Raw genomic sequence first — 23,819 nt, forward strand, 5'->3', positions numbered from 1 at the left:
GCGACCTGCAACGGGTCGCGACGCCCTCGCGTCGCCTTTAACTATCAGGAATCATCATGACTATCGAAGACAATATCGCAGCGCTGCCACGGCAAATGGAACCGATCATTCAAGACAGCCTGCTGATCAGCTTCACCACGGAGTTCAATCGGGTCTGGAGCAGCAACGGCTCGAAAGCAAAACCCGCCACCTTCTGGCGCCCTGCCCCCGGCCCGGATGCACTGCCCGGCTATTTCCCGCTGGGCGATGTGCTGATCCCCGGCGATGCCAATATCAATGGCGAAGTAGTCGCGGCCGTGGTCTGCGAGAGGGATTTGAAAGGAGTCGCAAACGCCAGAGGCAAGGCACTGGCGCGCCCTGTCGATTTTGAACTGGTCTGGAAAGAAACCGGGGCTCCCAACGTTGCGCGCCTGTCGATCTGGCGCCCTTTGGCACCTGTCGGTTACGTCGCCTTGGGGCAGGTCTGCACCAACGATCATTGCAAACCTTCTCTGAACTCAATGCGTTGCGTCAGGGTCGACCTCGTCGTCGCAGCGAACCTCGGCGAGTTGATCTGGAATGACAAAGGTAGCGGCGCCAAAATGAGTTTCAGTGCCTTCGCCATCGAACCGCCGACTGCGGCAGCAGGCGATATCCTGTTTGCAGCGGGCACATTTGCCGGCATTCAGGGCTACGGCAAGCCTGCGGCACCATCATCGGCGTACGCGTTGCGCATGCAGATCCCTGTGCAACTGAGCGAACCGCCACAGGCTCCGGTTCTCGGTGGATATGCCAAGCCACCCGAAAGCGAACCCGCCACGGTCACACATGTTGCCCGCCTGCCCTGGTTCGCGGTGAGAGACCATGCGCATCCCGGTGAGCAGTTTCGCAACTCACCTTACTACGCACTCAAAAGGACCGACCAATACGTGCTCATCGGTTATGAGCGCAATGAGTCGGACACATACCGCGCGAAAAAATGGACTGCGCCGCGCGCGCAGAGCGCCGTGACGATGCGGATGTTCCATAGCTTCACCGCGATGGAAATTGTAAAAGCCTGGCCATCCGTGCCTCTGAGCGACATCCGCATGACCAGATTCTCGGCGTGCCTGCCGAAGGCCCTGACCCATACTGAAGCGTCTTCCAACGGCTGGAACGAGCTGCGACCGCAGATCGTGATTGCCATGGTGCCAAAACAATCAGCCGTAGCGGTCTATCAGATGCAAAGCCATTACGAACTGGTGAGGGAAGACGGTACTCAAGTGGCGGTCGATTTCGGCTATACCGACGACTCCAGCGTTCTGCTGACGCAATACCCGCCGCAATCCATCGAATCAGTCGGCTCGTGTCCATCGTTGACGACGGACATCCCCGCTGAGCCAGGCATCGACAGCGCCAGCGTAGAAGCGCTGCCATCACCCGGTCTGGATGTGGTCACAGATAGCGCGCCATGATTTCATCGACCACGCCTTCTTTGCGCAGTTGATCCAGCGCGGTCTGTAGCCTGTTGACCACCTCATCGGAAACATCCTTGTTCAGCGCCAGGTACAACTCGGCGCTGTTGAAGCGCAGCACGGTCTTCAGGCCGGTCACGCCATCCTGCCGTGCCAGATAACGGCCGGCAGGATCACCGGTGGCCCACAGGTCGATCTGGCCATTGAGCAGCTTTTTAGCGTTGTCCTGATCGCGCAGCACCACCACCGGTTTGAGGCCTTGCTTGGTGAGAGTCTCGGCAATCGCATCACCCTTGTAGGCGCCGATCTTGTATTTGCGCGCGTCGTTGAGGGTGTCGAGGGTGATCTTGCTGTCAGCCTTGGCCAGCAGAATCCAGTCATCCGGGCCGATCGGGCCGACCCATTTGAACAGTCTTTCGCGATCGGGCAGGCGCGCCATGACGAAGGCCCCGTAACCGGGATTTTCCAGGGCGAGCTTGTAGACACGTTCCCAGGGGAAACGCAGGGTCAGGCTGTAAGTGAGGCCGGCGCGCTGGAACATCTCGCGAACGATGTCCGTGGCAATGCCGTTGATGTTGTCGCCCTGGGCGAAATTCTTGCCGTTCTTCGCCATGTTGTACGGCGGGAAGTTCTCGGTGAGCAGCACCAGATCGGTGTCGGGACTGGTTTCGGCCCGGGCATTGCTGATGAACAACAACGAGGCGCTGGCGAGAACAACAAGCAGGCGTTTGATCATGTCGGGCTACCGGAATCCATGGCGTGCCCAAGAGTGCCTTGGGCGCGCCATGCTGTCCACTGGCCTGTACGCTTTAGCGCATGACGATGCCGCGATGCGACATGTAGGCCTTGGCTTCCTGCACGGTGTATTCGCCGAAGTGGAAAATACTTGCCGCCAGCACCGCACTGGCATGGCCTTCGAGAATGCCGTCGGCCAGATGCTGCAAATTGCCGACGCCACCGGAAGCGATCACCGGAATGCCCAGCGCGTCGCTGATGGCGCGGGTCACGCCGAGGTCGAAGCCGTTTTTCATGCCGTCCTGATCCATGCTGGTCAGGAGGATTTCGCCAGCACCGAGGCCTTCCATTTTCTTCGCCCACTCGACCGCGTCGAGGCCGGTCGGCTTGCGCCCGCCGTGGGTGAAGATTTCCCAGCGCGGGGTTTCGCCGGGGCCGGAGACTTTCTTGGCGTCGATGGCGACGACGATGCACTGCGAGCCGAAATGCTGCGCGGCTTCGCCAACGAACTCCGGGTTGAACACGGCGGCGGTGTTGATCGACACCTTGTCCGCGCCGGCATTGAGCAGGTTGCGGATGTCCTGCACGGTACGCACGCCACCGCCGACGGTCAGCGGAATGAACACCTGGCTGGCCATGCGCTCGACGGTATGCAGCGTAGTGTCACGCCCATCGACGCTGGCGGTGATGTCGAGAAAGGTAATCTCGTCGGCACCCTGCTCGTCGTAGCGACGGGCGATTTCCACCGGGTCACCGGCGTCGCGGATGTTCTCGAACTTCACACCTTTGACGACCCGGCCGTTGTCCACGTCCAGGCAAGGGATGATGCGTTTGGCTAACGCCATAAGACTTAATCTCCGATTAAGAAGCTTCAAGCTTCAAGCTGCAAGAAAGGGCGGATTGCGGTCGCGCTTCTAACTTGCAGCTCGCAGCTTGCAACTTGAAGCTGCTTTTATCTGGCCGCGTAGCCATCACAAAAAGCTTGAGCCTCTGCAACATCCAAAGTGCCCTCATAGATCGCGCGGCCCGTGATCGCGCCGATGATGCCCGGTGCCTTGGCGTCGAGCAGCGACTTGATGTCACCCAGGTTATGGATGCCGCCGGAAGCGATCACCGGAATCCTGGTGGCAGCGGCCAGCGCAGCGGTGAACGGTACGTTGCAGCCCTGCATCATGCCGTCTTTGGCGATGTCGGTATAAACGATCGAGGACACGCCGTCGGCTTCGAACTGCTTGGCCAGGTCAATGACCTGCACGGTGCTGATCTCAGCCCAGCCGTCGGTGGCGACGAAACCGTCTTTCGCATCCAGACCGACAATGATCTTGCCCGGAAACGCACGGCAGGCTTCAGCAACGAACGCCGGATCTTTTACGGCTTTGGTGCCGATGATCACGTAGCTGACGCCGGCCTTGACGTAATGCTCGATGGTTTCCAGCGAACGGATGCCGCCACCGATCTGGATCGGCAGGGTCGGGTAGCGCTTGGCGATCGCCGTGACCACTTCGCCGTTGACCGGCTGGCCTTCGAACGCGCCGTTCAGGTCGACCAGATGCAGACGGCGGCAACCGCCCTCCACCCACTTGGCAGCCATGCTCACCGGGTCATCGGAGAACACCGTGGAATCTTCCATGCGGCCCTGGCGCAGACGTACGCAGGCACCGTCTTTGAGATCGATAGCGGGAATAATCAGCATGCTTTTTCCTTCGTCAAAAGAGCGGCAAGCTGCAAGCCATAAGCTGCAAGCGCGCACGCGCGTCTATCTCTTGCAGCTTGCAGCTTGACGCTTGCCGCTGCTCTTAATTTTTTTCGAGCGCCCACAGGTCGCTTTCGATGCTTTCAAACCGTTCCTTGAGGTGGGTCTGCACATCGAAAATCGCCCTGTTGTAATAGTGCGGAGCAATTTCGCGGGTAAACAGCTCAAGAATTTCCGCCGCTTCGAACGAACCCAGGTCCAGCTCGAAACGATCCTCCATGAACCGCTGAATCTTGCGATTGGCCTCGCTCTCCTGCTCGGGAGTGAGGGTCAGAATCGGCGGTTTGGACTTCTTGACAGCCATTTACCAGCGACCGTCCCACGCAGCGAAGTTCTGCAGCAGTTGCAGGCCGTGGGTATGGCTTTTCTCCGGGTGGAACTGCACGGCGAAACGCGAGCCATCGGCCAGCGCGGCAGCGAAATCGACACCGTAATGACCGCTGCCCACCACCTGACGCGTATTGGCGGCGGCGATGTAGTAGCTGTGCACGAAGTAGAAACGCGCCAGATCCGGGATGTCATGCCACAGCGGGTGACTGATGTTCTGCTTCACCTCGTTCCAGCCCATGTGCGGGACCTTCAGGTGCTCGCCGTCTTCGTGCAGATCCTTGCCGAAGAATTTCACCGCGCCCGGAAACAGGCCGATGCCGTCGACGCCGGCGTTCTCTTCGCTGGTATCGAGCAGGGCTTGCATGCCGACACAGATGCCGAGGAACGGCCGATCCTGGCTGACCTCACGGACCAGCGAATCGAAGCCGAGGCGACGGATCTCCGCCATGCAATCGCGAATTGCGCCAACGCCCGGGAAGACCACGCGGTCGGCTTCGCGAATCACGTTCGCATCGCTGGTGATCAGCACCTTGCCGGCGCCGACGTGCTCAAGAGCCTTGGCCACCGAGTGCAGATTGCCCATGCCGTAGTCGATAACTGCAACCGTCTGCATTACAGAACGCCTTTGGTCGACGGCATTTGCCCGGCCATGCGCTCGTCCAGCTCGACGGCCATGCGCAGCGCGCGGCCGAAAGCCTTGAACACGGTTTCGATCTGGTGGTGGGTGTTGGTGCCGCGCAGGTTGTCGATGTGCACGCTGACCAGCGCGTGGTTGACGAAGCCCTGGAAAAACTCCTGGAACAGGTCAACGTCGAAACCGCCGACGGTAGCGCGGGTGTACGGCACGTGCATCTGCAGGCCCGGGCGACCGGAGAAATCGATCACCACGCGCGACAGCGCTTCATCGAGCGGCACGTAGGCATGGCCATAGCGACGGATGCCTTTCTTGTCGCCGATGGCTTTGGCAAACGCCTGGCCGAGGGTGATACCGACGTCTTCCACCGTATGGTGGTCGTCGATATGCAGATCGCCCTTGCATTCGATATCCAGGTCGATCAACCCGTGACGGGCGATCTGATCCAGCATGTGCTCAAGAAAAGGTACACCGATATCGAATCGGGCCTTTCCGGTGCCATCAAGGTTGATCGAGGCTTTGATCTGGGTTTCCAGAGTGTCGCGCTCGACAGACGCCTTACGTTCGGCCATCACCAGCTCCGCAAAATCATTGGGCGAAAAAGGCAGCCATTATAGGCACGCAGGAGGCAAACAGAAACACGAGAGGTGAGATGCCTGACGGACAGAACGCCCGGCTGTCGCGGGTAGACATGTCCATACAAGCCAGTACAGGCATGCCATAACCAAATGTGGGAGCGAGCCTGCTCGCGAATGCGGTACGCCAGCCAACATTGATATCGACTGGTGCTCCGTCTTCGCGAGCAGGCTCGCTCCCACAAGTTCGGTGTTTATTCAGCTAACACCTTAGTGAAACAGTACCGCCGTCTTCTGCAGGGTCACCCACACACCCCACGCCAACGGAATACCCACCACCAGCCATGCCGCGATCGCCAGAGGCTTGGTGCCCGGCGCCGCTTTCCACTCCAGAACGGTGCTGGCATCGGCACCCTTGTCGTGGCCCAGCGCCTGTTCGGCGGCCAGTTCGGCGTCGGTCATGAAGTACTTGTCGGCCACCGGGCGCACCATCAGGTTGCACAGGAAGCCCAGCACCAGCAGGCCGGCGAGGATGTACAGGGTGATGTCGTAAGCGGCAGCGCGTTCCACGCCGATGCTCAACTGATATTCACGCAGGTAGTTGACCAGCACCGGACCGAGCACGCCGGCAGCGGCCCAGGCAGTCAGCAGACGACCGTGGATCGCACCGACCATCTGTGTACCGAACAGGTCGGCCAGATACGCCGGAACGGTGGCAAAACCACCGCCGTACATCGACAGGATGATGCAGAACGCCGCCACGAACAGCGCAACGTTGCCCAGATGGCCCATGTTCGGAATCAGCGCGTACAGGGCAAAACCCAGCGCGAAGAACACGAAGTAAGTGTTCTTGCGGCCCAGGTAGTCCGAGAACGAGGCCCAGAAGAAACGGCCACCGATGTTGAACAGGCTCAGCAGACCAGTGAAGCCCGCTGCGATCGCCGCGATCGAGGCCAGTTGGCCAGCGTCGAGTTGACCGAACGGCACATCGACGCCCAGCAGCTTGCCGCCGAACACTTCCTGCAACAGTGGCGAAGCCATGCCGAGGATACCGATACCCGCCGACACGTTCAGGCACAGCACCAGCCAGACCAGACGGAATTGCGGGGTTTTCCACGCTACGTTCACGTGGACGTGACGGTTGGTGATCATGGCGTTGGAAGCTTTCTTCGCCGGAGCGGTCCAGCCTTCAGGTTTCCAGCCGGTTGGCGGCACGCGGTAGGACAGTGCGCCACCGATCATGAACACGAAGTAGATGGCCGCCATGGCCACGAAGCTCTGCCATACGCCTACGCCTTCTGGGGAAGCGAAGTGGCTCATCAGTGCAGTCGCCAGTGGTGCGCCGACCATCGCGCCGCCACCGAAGCCCATGATCGCCATGCCGGTCGCCATGCCGCGCTTGTCCGGGAACCACTTGATCAGGGTCGACACCGGCGAGATATAGCCCAGGCCCAGACCGATACCGCCGATCACGCCGGAGCCGATCCACATCAGCCAGATCTGGTGGGTATAGATACCCAGCGCGGAAATCAGCAGACCGCCGCACCAGCACAAGGCCGAGACCACGCCCGCTTTACGAGGACCGGCGTGTTCCAGCCAGCCACCCCAGATCGCTGCCGAGCAGCCGAGGAAGATGAAGAACAGCGTGTAGATCCAGCCGAGCATGGAGATCGGCCAGTCGCAGTTCGACGAAAATACCTGTGCGATGAAGCTCATGTCCGGCGCGCAAGCCACCGGCGCGGTAACGCCGAGTGCCTTGGACAGCGGCAACCAGAACACCGAGAAGCCGTAAGCCATGCCGATGCACAGGTGAATGGCCAAAGCGGCCGGTGGAACCAGCCAGCGGTTGAAACCGGGCTTGGCGATGATGCGTTCCTTGGACAGGAACGCAGGCTGGTCGGCCTTGAGGCCGTCCGCCGTGATGCTCGTGCTCATTGTGTATCCCCCAATTGTTAGTATGGTTCGCCAGCCACTGCTCACCCTCGGCCTTATGCACGCAGGCATGACCGTTTTTTTAGGTGAAGCTCCTTGAAGGCGCGACGTTAAGTCGCAGACGGGCGGACGAACTGGCGAAGGTTACCATTCTCAGGTGACAGAAAAACCAAACTGATATCACCTTTTTTCAAGTCATCTGTTCTCGTATGACTCGGGAAGCCGTCAACCCCGCGTCTGCAAAGGCACCACGCCGTTTGCTACTTGTCCCATTTATGCGTGTGAAAAGTTACCCGTCGCCTGGGCGTGACTGAACGACGGGTGAACCAAGCGCAAAAAATGGCGTCGCAAGCGGGGGCCGGATTGCGCCCTCTGGCGCCCGCCGGGCATCCTCAAGCGCAGGCCCTGTGGCGAAGTTGCAGGTGCCGCCGCCGACCCTCGGCAGATGACGCCACACCGAACCGGGTGCCGGCAGCGCTATACTCCCCGGCCATATGACCAATTCGACTAACTACAAGGACTCGCCCATGAAAGCGTTCGGCAAAATCCTGGGTCTGGTACTTCTCGGGCTGTTGCTGATCATTGTGGCGGCAGGCTTTGCCCTGACCCACCTCTTCGATCCCAACGATTATAAAGACGAGATCCGCCAGATTGCCCGCGACAAGGCCCACATCGAGCTGACGCTCAATGGCGATATCGGCTGGAGCCTGTTCCCGTGGCTCGGCCTGGAATTGCACGAAGCCAGCGTCGCCACCCTGGCCAAACCTGCCGAACCGTTTGCCGACTTGCAGATGCTCGGCCTGTCCGTGCGCGTGCTGCCGCTGTTGCGCCGGGAAGTGCAGATGAGTGACGTACGCGTCGAAGGCCTCAACCTGCGCCTGAACCGTGACAAGAACGGCCACGGCAACTGGGAAGACATCGGCAAGGTGCCTGTGGCACCTGGCTCGACGCCACCCGCCACAGCGGGCGCAACCGCCAGCGAACCGACCGTCGCCGTGGAAAAACCGGCGCAACCGATCCGCCTCGACATCGACAGCCTGACCGTCAACAACGCCCGCGTTGAATACACCGATGAGCTGACCGGCAAACAGTTCAGCGCTGAAAGCATTCAACTGAGCACCGGTCCGGTACACGATTCGACCAATATCCCGGTGAAAGCCACCGCGTTCCTCGGCACCAACCAACCGGTGCTGCGCGTGCGCACCGAGCTCAACGGCGAGCTGCGCTTCGAGCGCGCCCTGCAACGCTACAAGTTCGAAGACCTGAAGCTGACCGGCGAACTCGCTGGCGATCCGCTGCAAGGCAAGACCATGACCTTCTCCGCTCAAGGTCAGTTGCTGCTGGACAAGGCAGCGAACGTCGCCGAATGGACCGGCATCAAGATTTCCGCCAACCAGTTGCGCGCCCTGGGCGAACTGAAAGCCAACGACCTCGACAAGACGCCACAGATCAGCGGCGGCATTTCCATTGCCCAGTTCGATCTGGCGAAATTCGTCGACAGCATTGGCCAGACACTGCCGGCGATGGGCGAAGGCAGCCTGAGCAAGGTCGAACTGGTCAGCCGCGTTGCTGCCACTCCGACCAGCCTGTCGTTCGACAACATCAACCTGAAACTCGATGACAGCAGCTTCAGCGGCCGCATCGCCATCGAGGACTTCGCCAAACAATCGCTGCGCGCGATTCTCAAGGCCGACACGTTCAACGTCGACCGTTACCTGCCACCGAAATCGGCCCAGGCCAACAGCGCCACGCAAACCCGTCAGGCCGAAGTCGCCAGCACCGAGGCCGGCGCCGTCGCGGGCTCCACGCCGCTGCCAGACAAACCGAGCAAAACCGCCTGGAGCACCGAGCGCCTGCTACCGGTCGAACGCCTGGCCAAACTCGACGTCGATGCCGATCTGACTTTCGGCCAACTGACCCTCGACAAACTGCCGATCCAGAACGCCGCGCTCAAAGCCACCGGCCAGGGCGGCCTGCTGACGCTGACTAACCTGAGCGGCGATCTGTACAACGGCGGCTTCGTCGCCAACGGCACACTCGACGTGCGCCCAAGCGCGCCGGTGCTGAACCTGCAGACCCGGCTCAACCGCGTGCCGGCGGAAAAAATCATTGAAAGCCAAGGCAAGAATCCGCCGGTCAAAGGTCTGGTAACGCTGACCAGCAGCCTCACCGGCAGCGGCAACAGCCAACAGGCGCTGATCGATACGCTGAACGGCAACGCCAGTTTCGTCATCAATAACGGCGTGCTGCTCAACGCCAACCTTGAACAGCAATTGTGCAAAGGCATCGCCACCCTCAACCGCAAATCCCTCAGCGGCGAGCCACGGGGCAAGGACACACCATTCGAGGAGCTCAAGGGCAACCTGACCGTGCGCAATGGCGTCGCCAGCAACCCCGACCTGAAAGTGCGCATCCCCGGCATGACCGTCAACGGTGACGGCGACATCGACCTGCGCGTGCTCGGCATGGACTACCGCGTCGGCATCATCGTCGAGGGCGACACCAGCGCCATGCCCGACCCGGCCTGTCAGGTCGGCGAGAAATTCGTCGGCATCGAGTGGCCACTGCGCTGCCGTGGCCCGCTGGAACTGGGGGCCAAGGCCTGCCGTGTCGACAATGACCGCCTCGGTCAGGTCGCCAGCAAGATGGCTGGCAACAAGCTCAGCGAGAAAATCGACGAAAAACTGGGCGACAAAGTCAGCCCGGAATTGAAAGACGCGTTGAAGGGACTGTTCAAGCGATGACAGCGGAGCAATTTTCCACGGCTGTGCTGGAGTGGTTCGACCGCCATGGCCGCCACGACTTGCCGTGGCAGCAGGACATCAATCCGTATCGGGTCTGGGTGTCCGAGATCATGTTGCAGCAGACTCAGGTCAGCACCGTGCTCAACTATTTCGAGCGTTTCATGGCGGCGCTGCCAACAGTCGAAGCGCTGGCCGCAGCGCCGGAAGACGAGGTGCTGCACCTGTGGACCGGGTTGGGTTACTACACTCGCGCTCGCAATCTGCAGAAGACCGCGAAGATCGTCGTCAGCCAGTACGCTGGCGAATTCCCGCGCGACGTGGAAAAACTCACCGAGCTGCCAGGTATCGGCCTGTCCACCGCCGGGGCGATCGCCAGCATCAGCATGGGCCTGCGCGCGCCAATCCTCGACGGCAACGTCAAACGCGTACTGGCGCGCTTCACGGCGCAAGAGGGCTACCCCGGCGAACCGAAAGTCGCCAAACAGCTGTGGGCCAACGCCGAGCGCTTTACCCCCCATGATCGGGTCAACGCTTACACCCAGGCGATGATGGATCTTGGCGCGACACTCTGCACGAGGAGCAAGCCGAGCTGCCTGCTGTGTCCGCTCAAGCGTGGCTGTGAAGCGCACATGCTTGGCCTGGAAACCCGTTATCCGATTCCCAAGCCGCGCAAGGCCATCCCGCAGAAACGCACGCTGATGCCAATGCTCGCCAACGGCGAAGGTGCGATTCTGCTTTATCGCCGCCCCTCGACGGGCCTGTGGGGCGGTTTGTGGAGCCTGCCGGAACTGGACGACCTCGACGATCTGCAACATCTGGCCGATCAGCACTCGCTGACCATGGGCCAACAGCAGGCGCTGCCAAGCCTCGTCCATACGTTCAGCCATTTCCAGTTGTCCATCGAACCCTGGCTGGTTCAGGTGCAGGAAGCCAGCCATCACGTGGCCGAGGCCGACTGGCTCTGGTATAACCTCGCCACCCCGCCGCGCCTGGGCCTTGCTGCCCCGGTCAAGACCTTGCTCGAACGCGCGGCCGCCGTCTTGAATGCAGGAGAATCGCCATGACCCGCACCGTAATGTGCCGCAAGTACAAAGAAGAATTGCCCGCGCTGGAACGCGCCCCTTTCCCGGGTGCCAAGGGCCAGGACATTTTCGACCACGTCTCGGCCAAGGCCTGGGCCGACTGGCAGAAACACCAGACCCTGCTGATCAACGAAAAGCGCCTGAACATGATGAACGCCGAAGATCGCAAATACCTGCAGGGCGAAATGGACAAGTACTTCTCCGGCGAGGAATACGCCAAGGCCGAAGGCTACGTGCCGCCAGCCGAATAACCCGCAGATTTCGTAAGCGACGGAATTAATTTAAGAAATTTTCAAAAAGTCGTTGACGTAAATCCGAAAAACCCTTTTAATGCGCCCCGTTGCCCAGATAGCTCAGTCGGTAGAGCAGGGGATTGAAAATCCCCGTGTCGGCGGTTCGATTCCGTCTCTGGGCACCAAATACCGAAAACCCTGAATCGCAAGATTCAGGGTTTTTTTATGTCCGGGATTTGATGGACACTGCTTACCCCTTACGGAAAAGGGCCATCACTCGATGAATCAGAAACGAACCCGCGTCCTCCTGCCCCATCCTCCGCCGTATTGGCAAAGCCGCTTGAGTTATTGGCTGACCGTCCTCGCCGGCGTGCTGATTGCCATTGCCGTCTGCCTTTCAATCTACATGCTGATCGAAAGCTGGATCAGCGGCTCCATTACTACCAACAATCGTGGGCCGCGCAGCACCTACACCTTGGCACTGCAACCTCGGCGATACTGGTTCGAGTTCGTTTGGCAGAGCTTCTGGACGGCATTCATGCTGGCCATTGGTGTGTTTGGGTTGTGGATTTATCGCAAAGGGCGGGTGCGCGAGCAGAGGCCGAAGCGCAAGCGCACAAGTCAATAGTGCATGCCGCCTTCACAGAGTGTTGATGTAATCGACGGGCAACAAGACTGTATCCACAGCGGCATCCACTGGCAGGGATACAACAGTGATGACCGGGCAGACGATCATCATGTAACAGATGATCGCTGCCGGCATGCCATCGCTGCCTCCTCCCCGAACACCGAGCAGGTGTAGGCCGCCATCGACCCCTCGGTAATATTCGGCGTCGGACAGACCATCATTCAAGCGTCCGATAAACGTTCCGCAGCCAACCAACAGCAGTGCCAGGCCTATGACACAGCCAATTCGCAGAATCCCTTTCAAAACAGCGCTTCCTTACGTCACAAAATACTGGGCGCGGGATTGTACTCGCGCCTTTCGCTCGTGACTGCTTTACCTGCTGACTCGGCATATCGGTTAAACCAGATTGCCTGTTGCGCGACGGCGCATTCGAACGCTGTCATGTTGGCATTACGCCGCTGCGCGTTGCATGAACTGCAGCGGGTGTGAAATGAACTGTCTCTCGGACTTATGTAAATCGTGACGCAGCACGTCACGAATTCGATCACATTGAATTCGGAACGCACTGCGTTCCGTATGTTGCTCGGCGCCAGTTCCAGACTCATTCTCGATCCACCTTCGCAAAGGCCGAGCCCTTATGAACAAATGCCTTTCGACCGACCCGGCAACCATTGGCGAATCGTTCATAGAGAACGCAGCCGACGGCTACGCACTCGGCGGCTTCACCTGGCGCCATAGTTCGCCCGATCCACAGCGCCCGGTGGTCATCATCAACGCCGCCACCTCCGTGCGCTGTCGCCACTATTTACGGTTCGCGGCCTATCTGTTCTGCCACGGCTTCGACGTGATGACCTACGACTACCGGGGCATCGGCGAATCCCGCAGCGAATCGATCAAAGGGCTGCGTGCCTCGTGGACCGACTGGGGCGCGCTGGATTTCGAAGCGATGCTCAAACGCGCGCAGCAGGAGTTTCCCGGTCAGCCAATCGATGTGGTTGGCCACAGCTTCGGTGGTTGCGCGGCCGGTCTCGCCGCATCCGGCAAGGTAATCCGACGGCTGGTAACCGTCGGTGCGCAGTTCGCCTACTGGCGCGATTACGCCCCCGAACACCGCTGGCGGATGTTCGGCAAGTGGCATGTGGTCATGCCTTTGATGGCGCTGCTCTGCGGTTATTTTCCAGGCAAGCGGCTCGGCTGGCTGGAGGACACGCCCACCGGTGTAGTCCGCGACTGGAGCACACCCACCGCACGTTACGAGGATCGTCCAAGCGGTCGTGCCCTGATGAAAAAGGCGGGCGCCCTGCCTTTCGCCAACGTCCGCGCGCAGACCCTCGCCATCAGCCTCTGCGATGATCCTTACGGCACGATCCCGGCCATCGAACGCTTGCTCAGCTACTTCAGCAACGCGGCAAAAACTCACCTGCGCATCGAGCCGCAGGACATCGGCGAACAACAAGTCGGACATTTCGGCTTTTTTCGCAGCGCATACCAAGCCACACTATGGCCCATCGCTCTGACCTGGCTGCAGACCGGCGCACTGGCCCCCGACACACCCGGGCGGCAAGTCCCGCGCAGCTGAGCCCTTCTCCACGCACGACGGAACACATCATGGCCTCCGCCAACAAGCAGCAAAAACGCGCCACCCGGGCCAAAGCCAAGGCCAAGCAGAACCGCACCAAGCGCGCCGAAGCGCCGGTCGAGCTGGACCCGAACGACGACCGCATCGATTTCGAATCGGTGGACCTGACCGAACTGTTCAAGAAAATGATCGACGCCGAGAAGATCAGCCAGCAAGCCATGTGCACCGCGTTCCTCGAAGACCCGCTGCTGGAACTGGTCTATGAGCAGGAAGGCGAAGAAGGCGCGATGGATTTCATCCTCGCCGCGCTGATCGAGTATCGCCAGTGGTCACAGGAAACCGACGAGGCTGGCGCGCTGGCGTGGATCGAATCCCCGGCCTTCCAGGCTGACTATGTGGCGGCATCCGACGCGATCGCTGCACAAACCCAACAGAAGAACTGAGCTCCCATGGCATCCCTGAACAAGCAACAGAAACGCGCCAAACGCGCCAAGGCCAAAGCCAAGCAAATCCGCATGGTCGGGCGCAAACCGCTGGATCAGGACGAAGACCTCGGCCACCTCGCCGAGCCGATCCCGGAATACACCCTGGCGATGTTCAGCAAAATGCGCGACGCCGAAGCCGTCAGCCGCAACGAAATGCTGCTGACCCTGCTGCGCGAACTGGCCTTCATCATCGTCGACCATCCTGAACTGCTCGACATGGAAAACGCCGACAACGAAGGCATGGCCGCCACCCACCTCGCCGCCGACATGCTCATCGACTACCGCATGTGGGCCGACGGCATGACCATCGAACAAGCCCAGGCCTGGCTGAGCGAGCCGCAGTTCATTACGGATTTCGGGCTGGCGCTGGATGCTTATGGGAAGTCGGTAGACACCCAGGAAGACAAGAGCGAATAAGCCCTGCTCAGAAACCAAAACGGCCGCTAGTCATCCCTGACAGCGGCCGTTTTTTTGTTTGGATGGCCTAGCACTCTTTGCCCAATGACAATGTATATCCCGTTGACATATCCCCAGCACAACCTATCCTGAACCAATCACAGGATCAGGCCCGGAGGTCGGATATGGAGCAGACCACAATTTTCATGAGCAATAGAAGTCAGGCAGTCCGCCTGCCAAAGGCAGTTGCGATGCCCGGCGACGTTAAACGCGTGGAAGTTATCGCGATTGGCAGAACACGCGTCATTACGCCTGCTGGAGAAAGCTGGGATAGCTGGTTTGATGGCGACAGCGTCAGCCCTGATTTCATGGCTGACCGTGAGCAACCCACTGATCAGGAGCGCGAGTCGTTCTGATGATCAAATACATGCTGGATACAAACATCTGCATCTTCACCATCAAGAACAAACCACAAATTGTCCGGGAAGCCTTCAATCGACATTCCGGGCAGTTGTGCATCAGCGCTATCACGCTCATGGAGCTTATTTACGGTGCTGAAAAGTCAGCGGTCCCGGAGAAGAATCTGGCGATTGTCGAAGGGTTTGTCGCGAGACTGGATGTTTTGCCTTTCGATAACGACGCAGCCGCACAGGCCGGGATGGTTCGATCTGAACTTGCGAAGGCTGGAACGCCGATCGGGCCATACGACCAAATGATCGCTGGCCACGCGCGGTCACTTGGACTCATTGTAGTGACGAACAACGTACGGGAGTTTGAACGCGTTTCCGGTTTGCGAATCGAGGACTGGGTTCAACCTGACTGAGCTGCTCAGAAACAAAAAACGGCCGCTCTTCATGCACTGACAGCGGCCGTTTCTACATCACGAGTTACAACTCAGTTCAATACAACAGCACCACGCTTCTCCAGCTTGCGCCGGCGCGATACCAGCAACCCAGCAGCCACCACCATCAGGCTCAGCAGACCGGTGGCGAGGATTTCCACGCGGTGGGCTTCCTGGAACAGCATGATGGTCAGCGCGGCGACAATGAAGATGATCACCGCCCAGGTCAGCCCCGGGAACAGCCACATGCTGAAGACGATTTTCTCGCCGCGCGCCATGCGCTGTTTACGCATACGCAGTTGCGAGAACGCGATCACCAGATACACCAGCAGGGCGATGGCGCCGGAGCTGGCCAGGAGGAATTCAAACACCGCGGCCGGAGCCACATAGTTGGCGAAGGTGCAGAGGAACGCTGCGCCGGTCGACAACATCACTGCCCAGTAAGGCGTGCCGCTTTTGTTGGTGCGGGTCGACATGGCTGGGGCGTCGCCGCGCTTGCCGAGGGAGAACAGCATGCGCGACGAGGTGTACAGCGCCGAGTTCAGGCAACTGGTCACCGCCACCAGTACGACGATGTCGACGATCATCTTCGCGTTGGGAATGCCCATGCGCTCAAGTACGGTCTGGTAGGAACCGAGGTTGGCCAGGGTAGGATCGTTCCACGGCACCAGCGCCACCACGATGAAAATCGAAACCAGATAGAACAAGCCGATTCGCCAGATCACCGAGTTGGTCGCCTTGGAGATCTGCTTGCCTGGGTCCTTCGATTCCGCCGCCGCGATGGTGACGATTTCGGTGCCCATGAACGAGAACATGGTGGTCAGGATCGCGCCCAGCACAGCGCCCATGCCGTTGGGCAGGAAGCCGCCACTGTCGAACAGATGCGTCACACCGCTGACCTGACTGGTTGGCAGGAAACCGAAAATCGCTGCAAGGCCGAGGCCGATAAAACCGATGATCGCCAACACTTTGATCAGCGCGAACCAGAACTCGAACTCGCCGTAATTCTTCACGCTGAACAGGTTGGTCACGGTCAGCAGCATGGTGATGACCAGCGCGAAGGCCCAGATGTCCACCCCCGGGAACCACGCATGCAGGATGGTCGCGGCGGCGTTGGCTTCCAGCGGAATCACCAGCACCCAGAACCACCAGTACAACCAGCCGATGGTGAAACCGGCCCAGTGACCGATCGCGCGGTCAGCGTAAGTCGAGAACGAACCGGTGTCCGGCGAAGCCACGGCCATTTCGCCGAGCATGCGCATCACCAGCACCACCAGAGTACCGGCAGCGGCGTAAGCCAGCAGCACGGCGGGGCCGGCAGCAGCAATGGCGTGGCCGGAGCCGACGAACAGGCCGGCGCCGATCACACCGGCGATCGACAACATGGTCACATGACGCGGTTTGAGCCCCTGTTCGAGGCCAGTGGAGCTTGGGGTACTGCTCATAGAGACTACCTTTGCAAGGAAAGCGAGTGCGTCCGGCGCGTCTGAAAATTCTTTCTCGTAAAAAGAATCCAACGGCCTGTTCCTTATTCTGCACGCAATATTTGCGCCAAAATGTTTCAAGTCCTTGAGGGCCGGGGGCTCCGGCATCCGCTGCAAGTCATTGAGTTTAATGGCTATTCGCCAGAACGTTACCCCGCGACTCACTTTCAAGACGAATCCGCGCACCAGAAACACACAGAAAAACCGTGCGACGCACAGAAAAAGGGCGAATAAGGAACGTTCGGCCGGACAGCGCTTCCAACACCCCGCCAAAGCTGGCAACATCGCGCCTTTTTTTACGCGGCACCCACGGGTTTGCACGATCAGACACCCGTTCGGTTGTTGATGGGGCGACAGTCTGCTGCGCCGATGCGACAACCCGCCACATGCCACCCGTTTACCGCTCGTAGCGCTGTTGGCTGCCATTGAAACGCTATGCTAGCTTGGCCGCCTCGCCAGGAAGGCCCGCCAACAGCAGGAGCGCAACATATATGAGGAACGCACATGGCTGAGGCCACGCCCGCGCTTGAAATCCGCAACTTGCACAAACGCTACGGACAGCTGGAGGTGCTCAAAGGCATCTCGCTGACCGCCCGCGACGGCGACGTGATCTCGATCCTCGGCTCTTCCGGTTCCGGCAAGTCCACGTTCCTGCGTTGCATCAACCTGTTGGAAAACCCGCACCAGGGCCAGATCCTCGTGGCCGGTGAAGAACTCAAGCTCAAAGCCGCGAAGAACGGCGAACTGGTCGCCGCCGACGGCAAACAGATCAATCGCCTGCGCTCGGAGATTGGTTTTGTATTTCAAAACTTTAATCTGTGGCCGCACATGAGCGTGCTCGACAACGTCATCGAGGCCCCGCGCCGCGTGCTCGGCCAGAGCAAGGCCGAGGCCATCGAAGTCGCCGAAGCGTTGCTGGCCAAGGTCGGCATCGCTGACAAGCGCCACGCCTACCCGGCGCAATTGTCCGGTGGTCAGCAACAACGCGCCGCCATCGCCCGCACCCTGGCGATGCAGCCGAAAGTGATTCTGTTCGACGAGCCCACCTCCGCGCTTGACCCGGAAATGGTTCAGGAAGTACTTAGTGTCATCCGCGCATTGGCCGAAGAAGGCCGCACCATGCTGCTCGTGACCCACGAAATGGGCTTCGCCCGTCAGGTCTCCAGCGAAGTGGTGTTCCTTCACCAGGGCCTTATAGAAGAGCAAGGATCGCCACAGCAGGTGTTCGACAACCCGCTTTCGGCGCGCTGCAAACAATTCATGTCCAGCAACCGCTAACGGAGCAACATGCATGCAGAATTTCAAGAAGGTCTTTCTGGCCGCCGCCGTCACCCTCGCGTTCAGCGCCGGCGCCATGGCTGAAACCCTGAAAATGGGCATCGAAGCGGCCTACCCGCCGTTCAACAATAAAGATGCCAGCGGCCAAGTGGTCGGCTTCGACAAGGAAATCGGCGACGCCCTGTGCGCGAAGATGAAAGCCGAATGTTCCGTCGTCACTTCCGACTGGGACGGCATCATTCCGGCGCTGAACGCGAAGAAGTTCGACTTCCTGATTTCCTCGCTGTCGATCACCGAAGAGCGCAAAGCGGCGGTGGACTTCACCGATCCGTACTACTCGAACAAATTGCAGTTCATCGCGCCGAAAAACGTCGACTTCAAAACCGACAAGGACTCGCTCAAGGGCAAGACCATCGGCACCCAGCGCGCAACGCTGGCCGGCACCTGGCTGGAAGACACTTACGGCGACGACATCAAGGTCAGCCTCTACGACACCCAGGAAAACGCCTACCTCGACCTGACATCTGGCCGTGTCGACGCGATCCTCGCCGACAAGTACGCCAACTATGACTGGCTGAAAACCGACGCTGGCAAGAACTACGAGTTCAAGGGCGACCCGGTAGTGGAAAGCGACAAGATCGGTATCGCCGTGCGCAAAGGCGACCCACTCCGTGAGAAGTTGAACGCTGCCCTGAAGGAAATCGTCGCTGACGGTACCTACAAGAAAATCAACGACAAGTACTTCCCGTTCAGCATCTATTGATCTGACCTGTGGGACCGGCGCCGTGATCAAGCGGCGCCGGCTCCCGACTTTGCCTGCCGCAATTTGAACAGAAACCCATGATTATCGACCTCTACGGATTCGGCCCGGCGCTCGCCGCTGGTGCGCTGATGACCGTCCAACTGGCCCTCACCGCCCTGTGCCTGGGCCTGGTGCTCGGCCTGATCGGCGCCTTGGCCAAGACTTCCCCGTACAAGCCGCTGCAATGGCTTGGCGGTACCTACTCGACACTGGTGCGCGGCGTCCCGGAATTGCTTTGGGTGCTGCTGATCTACTTCGGTACGGTCAACCTGATGCGCGCCCTCGGTGAGTACATCGGCAACCCCGACCTGCAACTCAACGCCTTTGCCGCCGGTGTGATCGCGCTGGGCCTGTGCTTCGGCGCGTACGCCACGGAAGTGTTTCGTGGCGCCCTGCTGGCCATTCCCAAGGGTCACCGTGAGGCCGGCCAGGCCCTGGGCCTGTCGAAGTGGCGGATTTTCACCCGTTTGATCATGCCGCAGATGTGGCGCATCGCCCTGCCGGGCTTGGGCAACCTGTTCATGATCCTGATGAAAGACACCGCGCTGGTATCGGTCATCGGTCTGGAAGAAATCATGCGTCACGCGCAGATCGGTGTGACCGTGTCGAAACAACCGTTCACCTTCTATATGGTCGCGGCGATCATGTACCTCGGCCTGACAGTGCTGGCGATGACCGGTATGCACTTCCTGGAAAAACGCGCCGCCCGCGGCTTTGCGAGGAGCGCGCAATGAACTGGGAAGTCATTATCAAGTGGCTGCCGAAACTGGCACAGGGCGCGACCCTGACGCTGGAATTGGTCGCCATCGCGGTCATCGCCGGCCTGCTGCTCGCCATTCCGCTGGGCATCGCGCGCTCTTCGAAGCGCTGGTACGTGCGCTCGCTGCCGTACGCCTACATCTTCTTTTTCCGCGGTACACCGTTACTGGTGCAGCTGTTTCTGGTCTATTACGGCCTGGCGCAGTTCGACGCCGTGCGTGAAAGCGCTTTGTGGCCGTACCTGCGCGATCCGTTCTGGTGCGCGACCGTGACCATGACCTTGCACACGGCGGCGTACATCGCCGAAATCCTGCGTGGAGCCATTCAGGCAATTCCACCCGGTGAAATCGAAGCCGCACGTGCGTTGGGCATGTCCAGGCCCAAGGCGATGTTCTATATCATCCTGCCCCGTGCCGCGCGCATCGGCCTGCCGGCCTACAGCAACGAGGTGATCCTGATGCTCAAGGCCAGCGCCCTGGCTAGCACCGTGACCCTGCTGGAACTGACCGGCATGGCCCGCACGATCATCGCCCGCACTTATCTGCCGGTTGAGATCTTCTTCGCCGCCGGTGTGTTCTATCTGGTCATGGCTTACGTGCTGGTACGCGGCTTCAAGCTGCTGGAGCGCTGGCTGCGCGTCGATGCCTGCCAAGGCCGCTGATACTTCCCACGTGCTGACGGGCGAGGCCCTACTCGCCCGTTTCACGGCGCTGGATGCTTTCTTGATTAAGCATCAGGCGCTGTGGAAACCTCGGCCGTTCACTCACCTACAACTTCCATGGGAAGTATCCTACCCGGAGTTGTCTGCGTGGCTACGCGAGCGGTCGCTGGAAGATGCAGAACGCGCGCATAACCATCCTGCTGATCTTGTCGAAGCGCCTGAGCCGTTCGCTTCATTGGCGAAGTTGTCGGCAGAGTTGACTGCGGTCGGTGAATTGCCGGGACGTGCGCTTGAAGCTGCCGGACATCGCTTGAATGTCGATGTGCCCGGGCGCAAGTGGCAGCAGATTGAAGCGTTTGCCAGTCGTTTGTCTTTTGCCTCACAGCCGACGCATTGGCTGGACTGGTGCTCCGGCAAAGGGCATCTGGGACGGCGCCTGTTGGGTGACGGGCAACAATTGACTTGCGTTGAATACGATCCTTTCTTGGTCGCCAGCGGTCAGGCACTGAGTCAGCGTCATCACTTGCACGCCCTGCATGTCGAACAGGATGTACTGGCGGCAGACGCCCCAGCCATATTGAACGCCGCCCACACCCCCATCGCCCTCCACGCCTGCGGTGATCTTCATGTGCGCTTGATGCAACTGGCCAGTGCCGCAGGTTGCCAGCAAATGGCGATCGCGCCCTGCTGCTACAACCGTATCAGTCGTAACGAATATCAGGTCTTGTCCTGCGCAGGATCGGCATCACTCCTACAGCTATCGCTGGAAGATCTGGCGCTACCAATGAGCGAAACCGTCACCGCCGGTGCGCGCGTCCGACGTCAGCGCGACACCTCGATGGCTCGTCGCCTGGCTTTCGACCTGCTGCAACGGCAAGTGCGCGGCGTCGATGAATACCTGCCGACCCCATCACTCCCCAGCGCCTGGCTGGAAAAATTCTTCGCCGATTACTGCAGGGATCTGGCTGCATTGAAGGAGTTATCCACAATCGGCACGCCCGATTGGCAGGCGTTGGAGGCCGCCGGTTGGCAGCGGTTGGCCGAAGTGCGCAACCTGGAATTGCTGCGCGGCCTGTTCCGCCGACCACTTGAGATTTGGCTGAATCTGGATCGGGCGCTGTTCCTCATCGAGCGAGGCTACAGCGTCCGACTCGGCACCTTTTGCGGATCACCGCTCACGCCGCGCAACCTGCTACTGCTGGCCGAGCGGTGAAAACGCTCAGCCTGTGGATAACTCTGTTGATGAAATCTTCATGGATCCAATCCCCGCACCTGTTTCAAGCATTTATCACTATTGGTCATTTTTTGTTCACACCAATAAAGAACTGGGAGAACAGCGATTTGCGTACAAAATGAGAACGGCTCCATGGAAATGGATTGGAAAGTCGTCTACGAGTATCGCGTTGTGCATAACCTCGCCGTCAAAAAGGGATAACGCGCACATTCCATGATTTCGGCAGCACTGCAGCCCGATATTTCCTACAGCGCAGGTGATCGGACTTATCAATTTCAGCGGTACAACCCTTGGCATCGCAACCCGCGTAAAAGACAATTTGATGTTCGCTCAAAAATAGTCTGAATTCAGGGGTTTACAGAACCAGCCCAATCGCTATAATCGTCGCCCACACGCCGGTATAGCTCAGTTGGTAGAGCAACTGACTTGTAATCAGTAGGTCCCGGGTTCGACTCCTGGTGCCGGCACCATACAAAACAAAGCCCCTGCAGAAATGCAGGGGCTTTGTTGTTTCTGGGGGTTTATATTCCTGGCAGTTTTACCGTCGGTGAAAATAGCTTCTCCCCTCGCATTCGCGCGATTAGCCACACTTCCTCTTACACACCTCGAAAGCGCGGACGTTGAACCAACGGTTCACATTTCCATCTTCATGCTAAATTATGAAATAGCAATAATTATGGTGGACACATAAAAAGGTGTAATCGTATGAGTAGCATTTTTCAGCGCCCAGAACTGGCCGAGTCAATGGCTAACCAGCTTCTCAATCCAGGTGTGCTCGACGAAGGTCTGCGCTCAGGGTTATTTCTATCTGGCCTGCGCCGCACAGGCAAAACGACGTTTCTGAGGAACGACCTTATCCCGGCGTTGGAAGAAGCAGGTGCTTTGGTCATCTACGTCGACTTATGGAGCGACACTCTGGCTAACCCGGCAAAGCTCGTGCACAACGCCATCCGGGAAACCCTGAAAGATCTGCAAACACCTGGCTCCTCTGCATTGGAAACATTCAAGCGAGTCAGCAATGTGGAAATCGGCGCCGCTGGATTCAAGTTCGGCTTCAAACTCGACAGTATTGGCAATGCCGATGGTCCGACATTGGCTCAAGCACTCACAGAGGTCGTTGATCAGGCGAAGACTGATCTGGTGTTGATCATTGACGAAGTGCAGCACGCCATTTCCTCAGACGACGGCAATCAACTGCTCCTGGCACTCAAGGCCGCCCGCGATGCCATCAACCCTCGCCCGAAAACACCGGGATATTTTCTGTTTATTGGTACCGGCTCACACCGGGCACAAGTCAGCGAACTGACCGCAAAACGTAACCACGCCTTTTCCGGCGCCACGTCAGCCGCCTACCCGTTACTGCAAGGTGATTACGTTGAGTTCCTGCTCGACCGGCTAGCAATGACAGTAAAAAAGGAAAAATTGCCGTCCCTCGAAGCCGCTATTGAAGCGTTCAACACGTTGGGAAACCGACCTGAAGAAATGCTGAAAGCCCTACGCCAACTCTTGCAGCAGGAAGGTGAGCCCGATGTTTTCCTACCCGTAATAGCCAGCACATTACGTTCGGCCGCGGCGAGCATCGAACTGGAAAAAGTCGAGCAACTGGGTAGCCTGGCTCAAGCGGTTTTCAACAAGATCGCATCTACAGAAGGCGATGCTCGCGGAATTTTTTCTACTGACGCAGCGGCTGAGTATTCGAGGTCCGTCGGACGAGAGGTACGGGTAGAAGAAATCCAACCGGTGGTGATTGCGTTGGTAGCCGAAAACATCATCATGCGACGCGGGCATGGGATTTATGCGATCACAGATCAGTTCGTGCAGGAAATCTGGCTGGAAGAGCGGGCTTTGATAGAGGGGAGTTAGGCTCCAGGCAGGCTTCGAGACCCCCTCACAGTGTTGCTGGGACATCACAAGTTGATACGCAACGTTGATTACGGACTTGGCCCGTCCCGCATAAGCTGACCGCCGATAAATTAAACAGGTAGTCGAGTGATGTCCAACTGGAACAACTGTCTGGAGATTCGCGAAACATTTGAGGAAGCTGGACACGCACTGTCGTTGTTCATCGACCTGCTTACATCCGATATTCAACTCACCGAGCGTAGCAGGCTAGCGTTGGCCAGTTATGGCAGAGCCAGTATGGAGGCCTTTGAGCGAGCAGAAAGCCAACTGCACAATAGAGATGATACAAAGGACGATGTCTCGTGATCGGAGTTCGAGC

General features: G+C 59.2%; 26 protein-coding genes, 2 tRNA genes and 1 pseudogene. 20 read left to right on the plus strand and 9 right to left on the minus strand.

Features of this window, described 5'->3' with window-relative positions; translation table 11 throughout:
* The first annotated feature begins 56 nt into the window (after positions 1 to 56).
* The gene (locus KVG85_RS18715) at positions 57 to 1,433 is read left to right on the plus strand and encodes a Vps62-related protein (RefSeq protein ID WP_217864617.1); all 1,377 of its coding nucleotides are present in this window, start codon (positions 57 to 59) and stop codon (positions 1,431 to 1,433) included.
* Here KVG85_RS18715 and KVG85_RS18720 read toward each other — a convergent pair.
* The 7 genes from KVG85_RS18720 to KVG85_RS18750 all read right to left on the minus strand — a co-directional run bounded on the left by KVG85_RS18720 (position 1,414) and on the right by KVG85_RS18750 (position 7,395).
* Positions 1,414 to 2,169 carry a substrate-binding periplasmic protein gene (locus tag KVG85_RS18720; RefSeq protein WP_217864618.1) on the minus strand — a complete coding sequence of 252 codons (756 nt, stop codon included), beginning with the start codon at positions 2,167 to 2,169 and terminating at the stop codon, positions 1,414 to 1,416. The genes KVG85_RS18715 and KVG85_RS18720 overlap by 20 nt on opposite strands.
* Positions 2,170 to 2,242: 73 nt before the next feature.
* Positions 2,243 to 3,013: an imidazole glycerol phosphate synthase subunit HisF gene (hisF, locus tag KVG85_RS18725; RefSeq protein WP_016772122.1), complete on the minus strand. Its 771-nt coding sequence runs from the start codon at positions 3,011 to 3,013 to the stop codon at positions 2,243 to 2,245.
* Positions 3,014 to 3,120: 107 nt separating this feature from the next.
* Complete coding sequence (gene hisA / locus KVG85_RS18730; RefSeq protein WP_039756586.1) at positions 3,121 to 3,861, minus strand: 1-(5-phosphoribosyl)-5-[(5-phosphoribosylamino)methylideneamino]imidazole-4-carboxamide isomerase; 741 nt, start codon at positions 3,859 to 3,861, stop codon at positions 3,121 to 3,123.
* Positions 3,862 to 3,964: 103 nt separating this feature from the next.
* On the minus strand, positions 3,965 to 4,225 hold the full coding sequence (locus KVG85_RS18735) for a DUF2164 domain-containing protein (protein ID WP_011332018.1): 261 nt from the start codon (positions 4,223 to 4,225) through the stop codon (positions 3,965 to 3,967).
* Positions 4,226 to 4,864: an imidazole glycerol phosphate synthase subunit HisH gene (hisH, locus tag KVG85_RS18740; RefSeq protein WP_217864619.1), complete on the minus strand. Its 639-nt coding sequence runs from the start codon at positions 4,862 to 4,864 to the stop codon at positions 4,226 to 4,228.
* On the minus strand, positions 4,864 to 5,457 hold the full coding sequence (hisB, locus tag KVG85_RS18745) for an imidazoleglycerol-phosphate dehydratase HisB (RefSeq protein WP_016772125.1): 594 nt from the start codon (positions 5,455 to 5,457) through the stop codon (positions 4,864 to 4,866). Before hisB ends, hisH begins: the two co-directional genes overlap by 1 nt.
* A gap of 273 nt (positions 5,458 to 5,730) precedes the next feature.
* The gene (locus KVG85_RS18750; RefSeq protein WP_016772126.1) at positions 5,731 to 7,395 is read right to left on the minus strand and encodes an OFA family MFS transporter; all 1,665 of its coding nucleotides are present in this window, start codon (positions 7,393 to 7,395) and stop codon (positions 5,731 to 5,733) included.
* A gap of 231 nt (positions 7,396 to 7,626) precedes the next feature.
* On the opposite strand from KVG85_RS18750, the pseudogene KVG85_RS25990 reads away from it, so the two are divergent.
* The 6 genes and pseudogenes from KVG85_RS25990 to KVG85_RS18775 form a co-directional block, all read left to right on the plus strand.
* A pseudogene (locus KVG85_RS25990) lies at positions 7,627 to 7,841 on the plus strand (GNAT family protein); the annotation flags it as partial.
* Positions 7,842 to 7,919: 78 nt separating this feature from the next.
* A complete protein-coding gene (locus tag KVG85_RS18755) occupies positions 7,920 to 10,136 on the plus strand; it encodes an AsmA family protein (RefSeq protein ID WP_217864620.1) in 2,217 nt (738 codons plus the stop codon).
* The gene (gene mutY / locus KVG85_RS18760) at positions 10,133 to 11,200 is read left to right on the plus strand and encodes an A/G-specific adenine glycosylase (RefSeq protein ID WP_217864621.1); all 1,068 of its coding nucleotides are present in this window, start codon (positions 10,133 to 10,135) and stop codon (positions 11,198 to 11,200) included. The genes KVG85_RS18755 and mutY overlap by 4 nt, the downstream gene beginning before the upstream one ends.
* Positions 11,197 to 11,469 carry an oxidative damage protection protein gene (locus tag KVG85_RS18765; protein ID WP_016772129.1) on the plus strand — a complete coding sequence of 91 codons (273 nt, stop codon included), beginning with the start codon at positions 11,197 to 11,199 and terminating at the stop codon, positions 11,467 to 11,469. The genes mutY and KVG85_RS18765 overlap by 4 nt, the downstream gene beginning before the upstream one ends.
* Positions 11,470 to 11,560: 91 nt before the next feature.
* A tRNA-Phe gene (locus tag KVG85_RS18770) sits at positions 11,561 to 11,636 on the plus strand.
* Positions 11,637 to 11,731: 95 nt separating this feature from the next.
* Positions 11,732 to 12,079, plus strand: coding sequence for a hypothetical protein (locus KVG85_RS18775; protein WP_217864622.1), 348 nt, complete (start codon positions 11,732 to 11,734; stop codon positions 12,077 to 12,079).
* Positions 12,080 to 12,091: 12 nt separating this feature from the next.
* Here the strand turns inward: KVG85_RS18775 and KVG85_RS18780 are convergent, their stop codons facing one another.
* Positions 12,092 to 12,382 carry a YceK/YidQ family lipoprotein gene (locus KVG85_RS18780; protein ID WP_186548453.1) on the minus strand — a complete coding sequence of 97 codons (291 nt, stop codon included), beginning with the start codon at positions 12,380 to 12,382 and terminating at the stop codon, positions 12,092 to 12,094.
* Between the two features lie 334 nt (positions 12,383 to 12,716).
* On the opposite strand from KVG85_RS18780, the gene KVG85_RS18785 reads away from it, so the two are divergent.
* The 5 genes from KVG85_RS18785 to vapC all read left to right on the plus strand — a co-directional run bounded on the left by KVG85_RS18785 (position 12,717) and on the right by vapC (position 15,362).
* Positions 12,717 to 13,658 carry an alpha/beta hydrolase family protein gene (locus KVG85_RS18785; protein ID WP_217864623.1) on the plus strand — a complete coding sequence of 314 codons (942 nt, stop codon included), beginning with the start codon at positions 12,717 to 12,719 and terminating at the stop codon, positions 13,656 to 13,658.
* A 29-nt stretch (positions 13,659 to 13,687) separates the two neighbouring features.
* Positions 13,688 to 14,101, plus strand: a complete 414-nt coding sequence (locus tag KVG85_RS18790; RefSeq protein ID WP_016772137.1) for a hypothetical protein — start codon at positions 13,688 to 13,690, stop codon at positions 14,099 to 14,101.
* A 6-nt stretch (positions 14,102 to 14,107) separates the two neighbouring features.
* The gene (locus KVG85_RS18795) at positions 14,108 to 14,560 is read left to right on the plus strand and encodes a hypothetical protein (RefSeq protein ID WP_217864624.1); all 453 of its coding nucleotides are present in this window, start codon (positions 14,108 to 14,110) and stop codon (positions 14,558 to 14,560) included.
* A gap of 164 nt (positions 14,561 to 14,724) precedes the next feature.
* Positions 14,725 to 14,955: a type II toxin-antitoxin system VapB family antitoxin gene (gene vapB / locus KVG85_RS18800; protein WP_039756568.1), complete on the plus strand. Its 231-nt coding sequence runs from the start codon at positions 14,725 to 14,727 to the stop codon at positions 14,953 to 14,955.
* On the plus strand, positions 14,955 to 15,362 hold the full coding sequence (gene vapC / locus KVG85_RS18805) for a type II toxin-antitoxin system tRNA(fMet)-specific endonuclease VapC (RefSeq protein WP_217864625.1): 408 nt from the start codon (positions 14,955 to 14,957) through the stop codon (positions 15,360 to 15,362). The genes vapB and vapC overlap by 1 nt, the downstream gene beginning before the upstream one ends.
* Positions 15,363 to 15,433: 71 nt before the next feature.
* Here the strand turns inward: vapC and gabP are convergent, their stop codons facing one another.
* On the minus strand, positions 15,434 to 16,825 hold the full coding sequence (gabP, locus tag KVG85_RS18810) for a GABA permease (protein WP_217864626.1): 1,392 nt from the start codon (positions 16,823 to 16,825) through the stop codon (positions 15,434 to 15,436).
* Between the two features lie 543 nt (positions 16,826 to 17,368).
* Between gabP and KVG85_RS18815 the strand changes: the two genes are divergently transcribed.
* The 8 genes from KVG85_RS18815 (at position 17,369) to KVG85_RS18850 (ending at position 23,806) form a co-directional block, all read left to right on the plus strand.
* Positions 17,369 to 18,142, plus strand: a complete 774-nt coding sequence (locus KVG85_RS18815) for an ABC transporter ATP-binding protein (RefSeq protein WP_024011209.1) — start codon at positions 17,369 to 17,371, stop codon at positions 18,140 to 18,142.
* Between the two features lie 13 nt (positions 18,143 to 18,155).
* Positions 18,156 to 18,905 carry an ABC transporter substrate-binding protein gene (locus tag KVG85_RS18820; protein WP_217864627.1) on the plus strand — a complete coding sequence of 250 codons (750 nt, stop codon included), beginning with the start codon at positions 18,156 to 18,158 and terminating at the stop codon, positions 18,903 to 18,905.
* A 77-nt stretch (positions 18,906 to 18,982) separates the two neighbouring features.
* Positions 18,983 to 19,678, plus strand: coding sequence for an ABC transporter permease (locus KVG85_RS18825; RefSeq protein WP_217864628.1), 696 nt, complete (start codon positions 18,983 to 18,985; stop codon positions 19,676 to 19,678).
* Positions 19,675 to 20,364 carry an ABC transporter permease gene (locus KVG85_RS18830; protein ID WP_016772145.1) on the plus strand — a complete coding sequence of 230 codons (690 nt, stop codon included), beginning with the start codon at positions 19,675 to 19,677 and terminating at the stop codon, positions 20,362 to 20,364. Before KVG85_RS18825 ends, KVG85_RS18830 begins: the two co-directional genes overlap by 4 nt.
* Positions 20,345 to 21,577: a methyltransferase gene (locus KVG85_RS18835; protein WP_217864629.1), complete on the plus strand. Its 1,233-nt coding sequence runs from the start codon at positions 20,345 to 20,347 to the stop codon at positions 21,575 to 21,577. Before KVG85_RS18830 ends, KVG85_RS18835 begins: the two co-directional genes overlap by 20 nt.
* A gap of 415 nt (positions 21,578 to 21,992) precedes the next feature.
* A tRNA-Thr gene (locus KVG85_RS18840) sits at positions 21,993 to 22,068 on the plus strand.
* A 235-nt stretch (positions 22,069 to 22,303) separates the two neighbouring features.
* Positions 22,304 to 23,461, plus strand: coding sequence for an AAA family ATPase (locus KVG85_RS18845; protein ID WP_217864630.1), 1,158 nt, complete (start codon positions 22,304 to 22,306; stop codon positions 23,459 to 23,461).
* A gap of 129 nt (positions 23,462 to 23,590) precedes the next feature.
* Complete coding sequence (locus tag KVG85_RS18850; protein WP_217864631.1) at positions 23,591 to 23,806, plus strand: hypothetical protein; 216 nt, start codon at positions 23,591 to 23,593, stop codon at positions 23,804 to 23,806.
* Positions 23,807 to 23,819: the final 13 nt, after the last annotated feature.

The organism is Pseudomonas triticicola (assembly GCF_019145375.1).
Classification (GTDB): domain Bacteria; phylum Pseudomonadota; class Gammaproteobacteria; order Pseudomonadales; family Pseudomonadaceae; genus Aquipseudomonas; species Aquipseudomonas triticicola.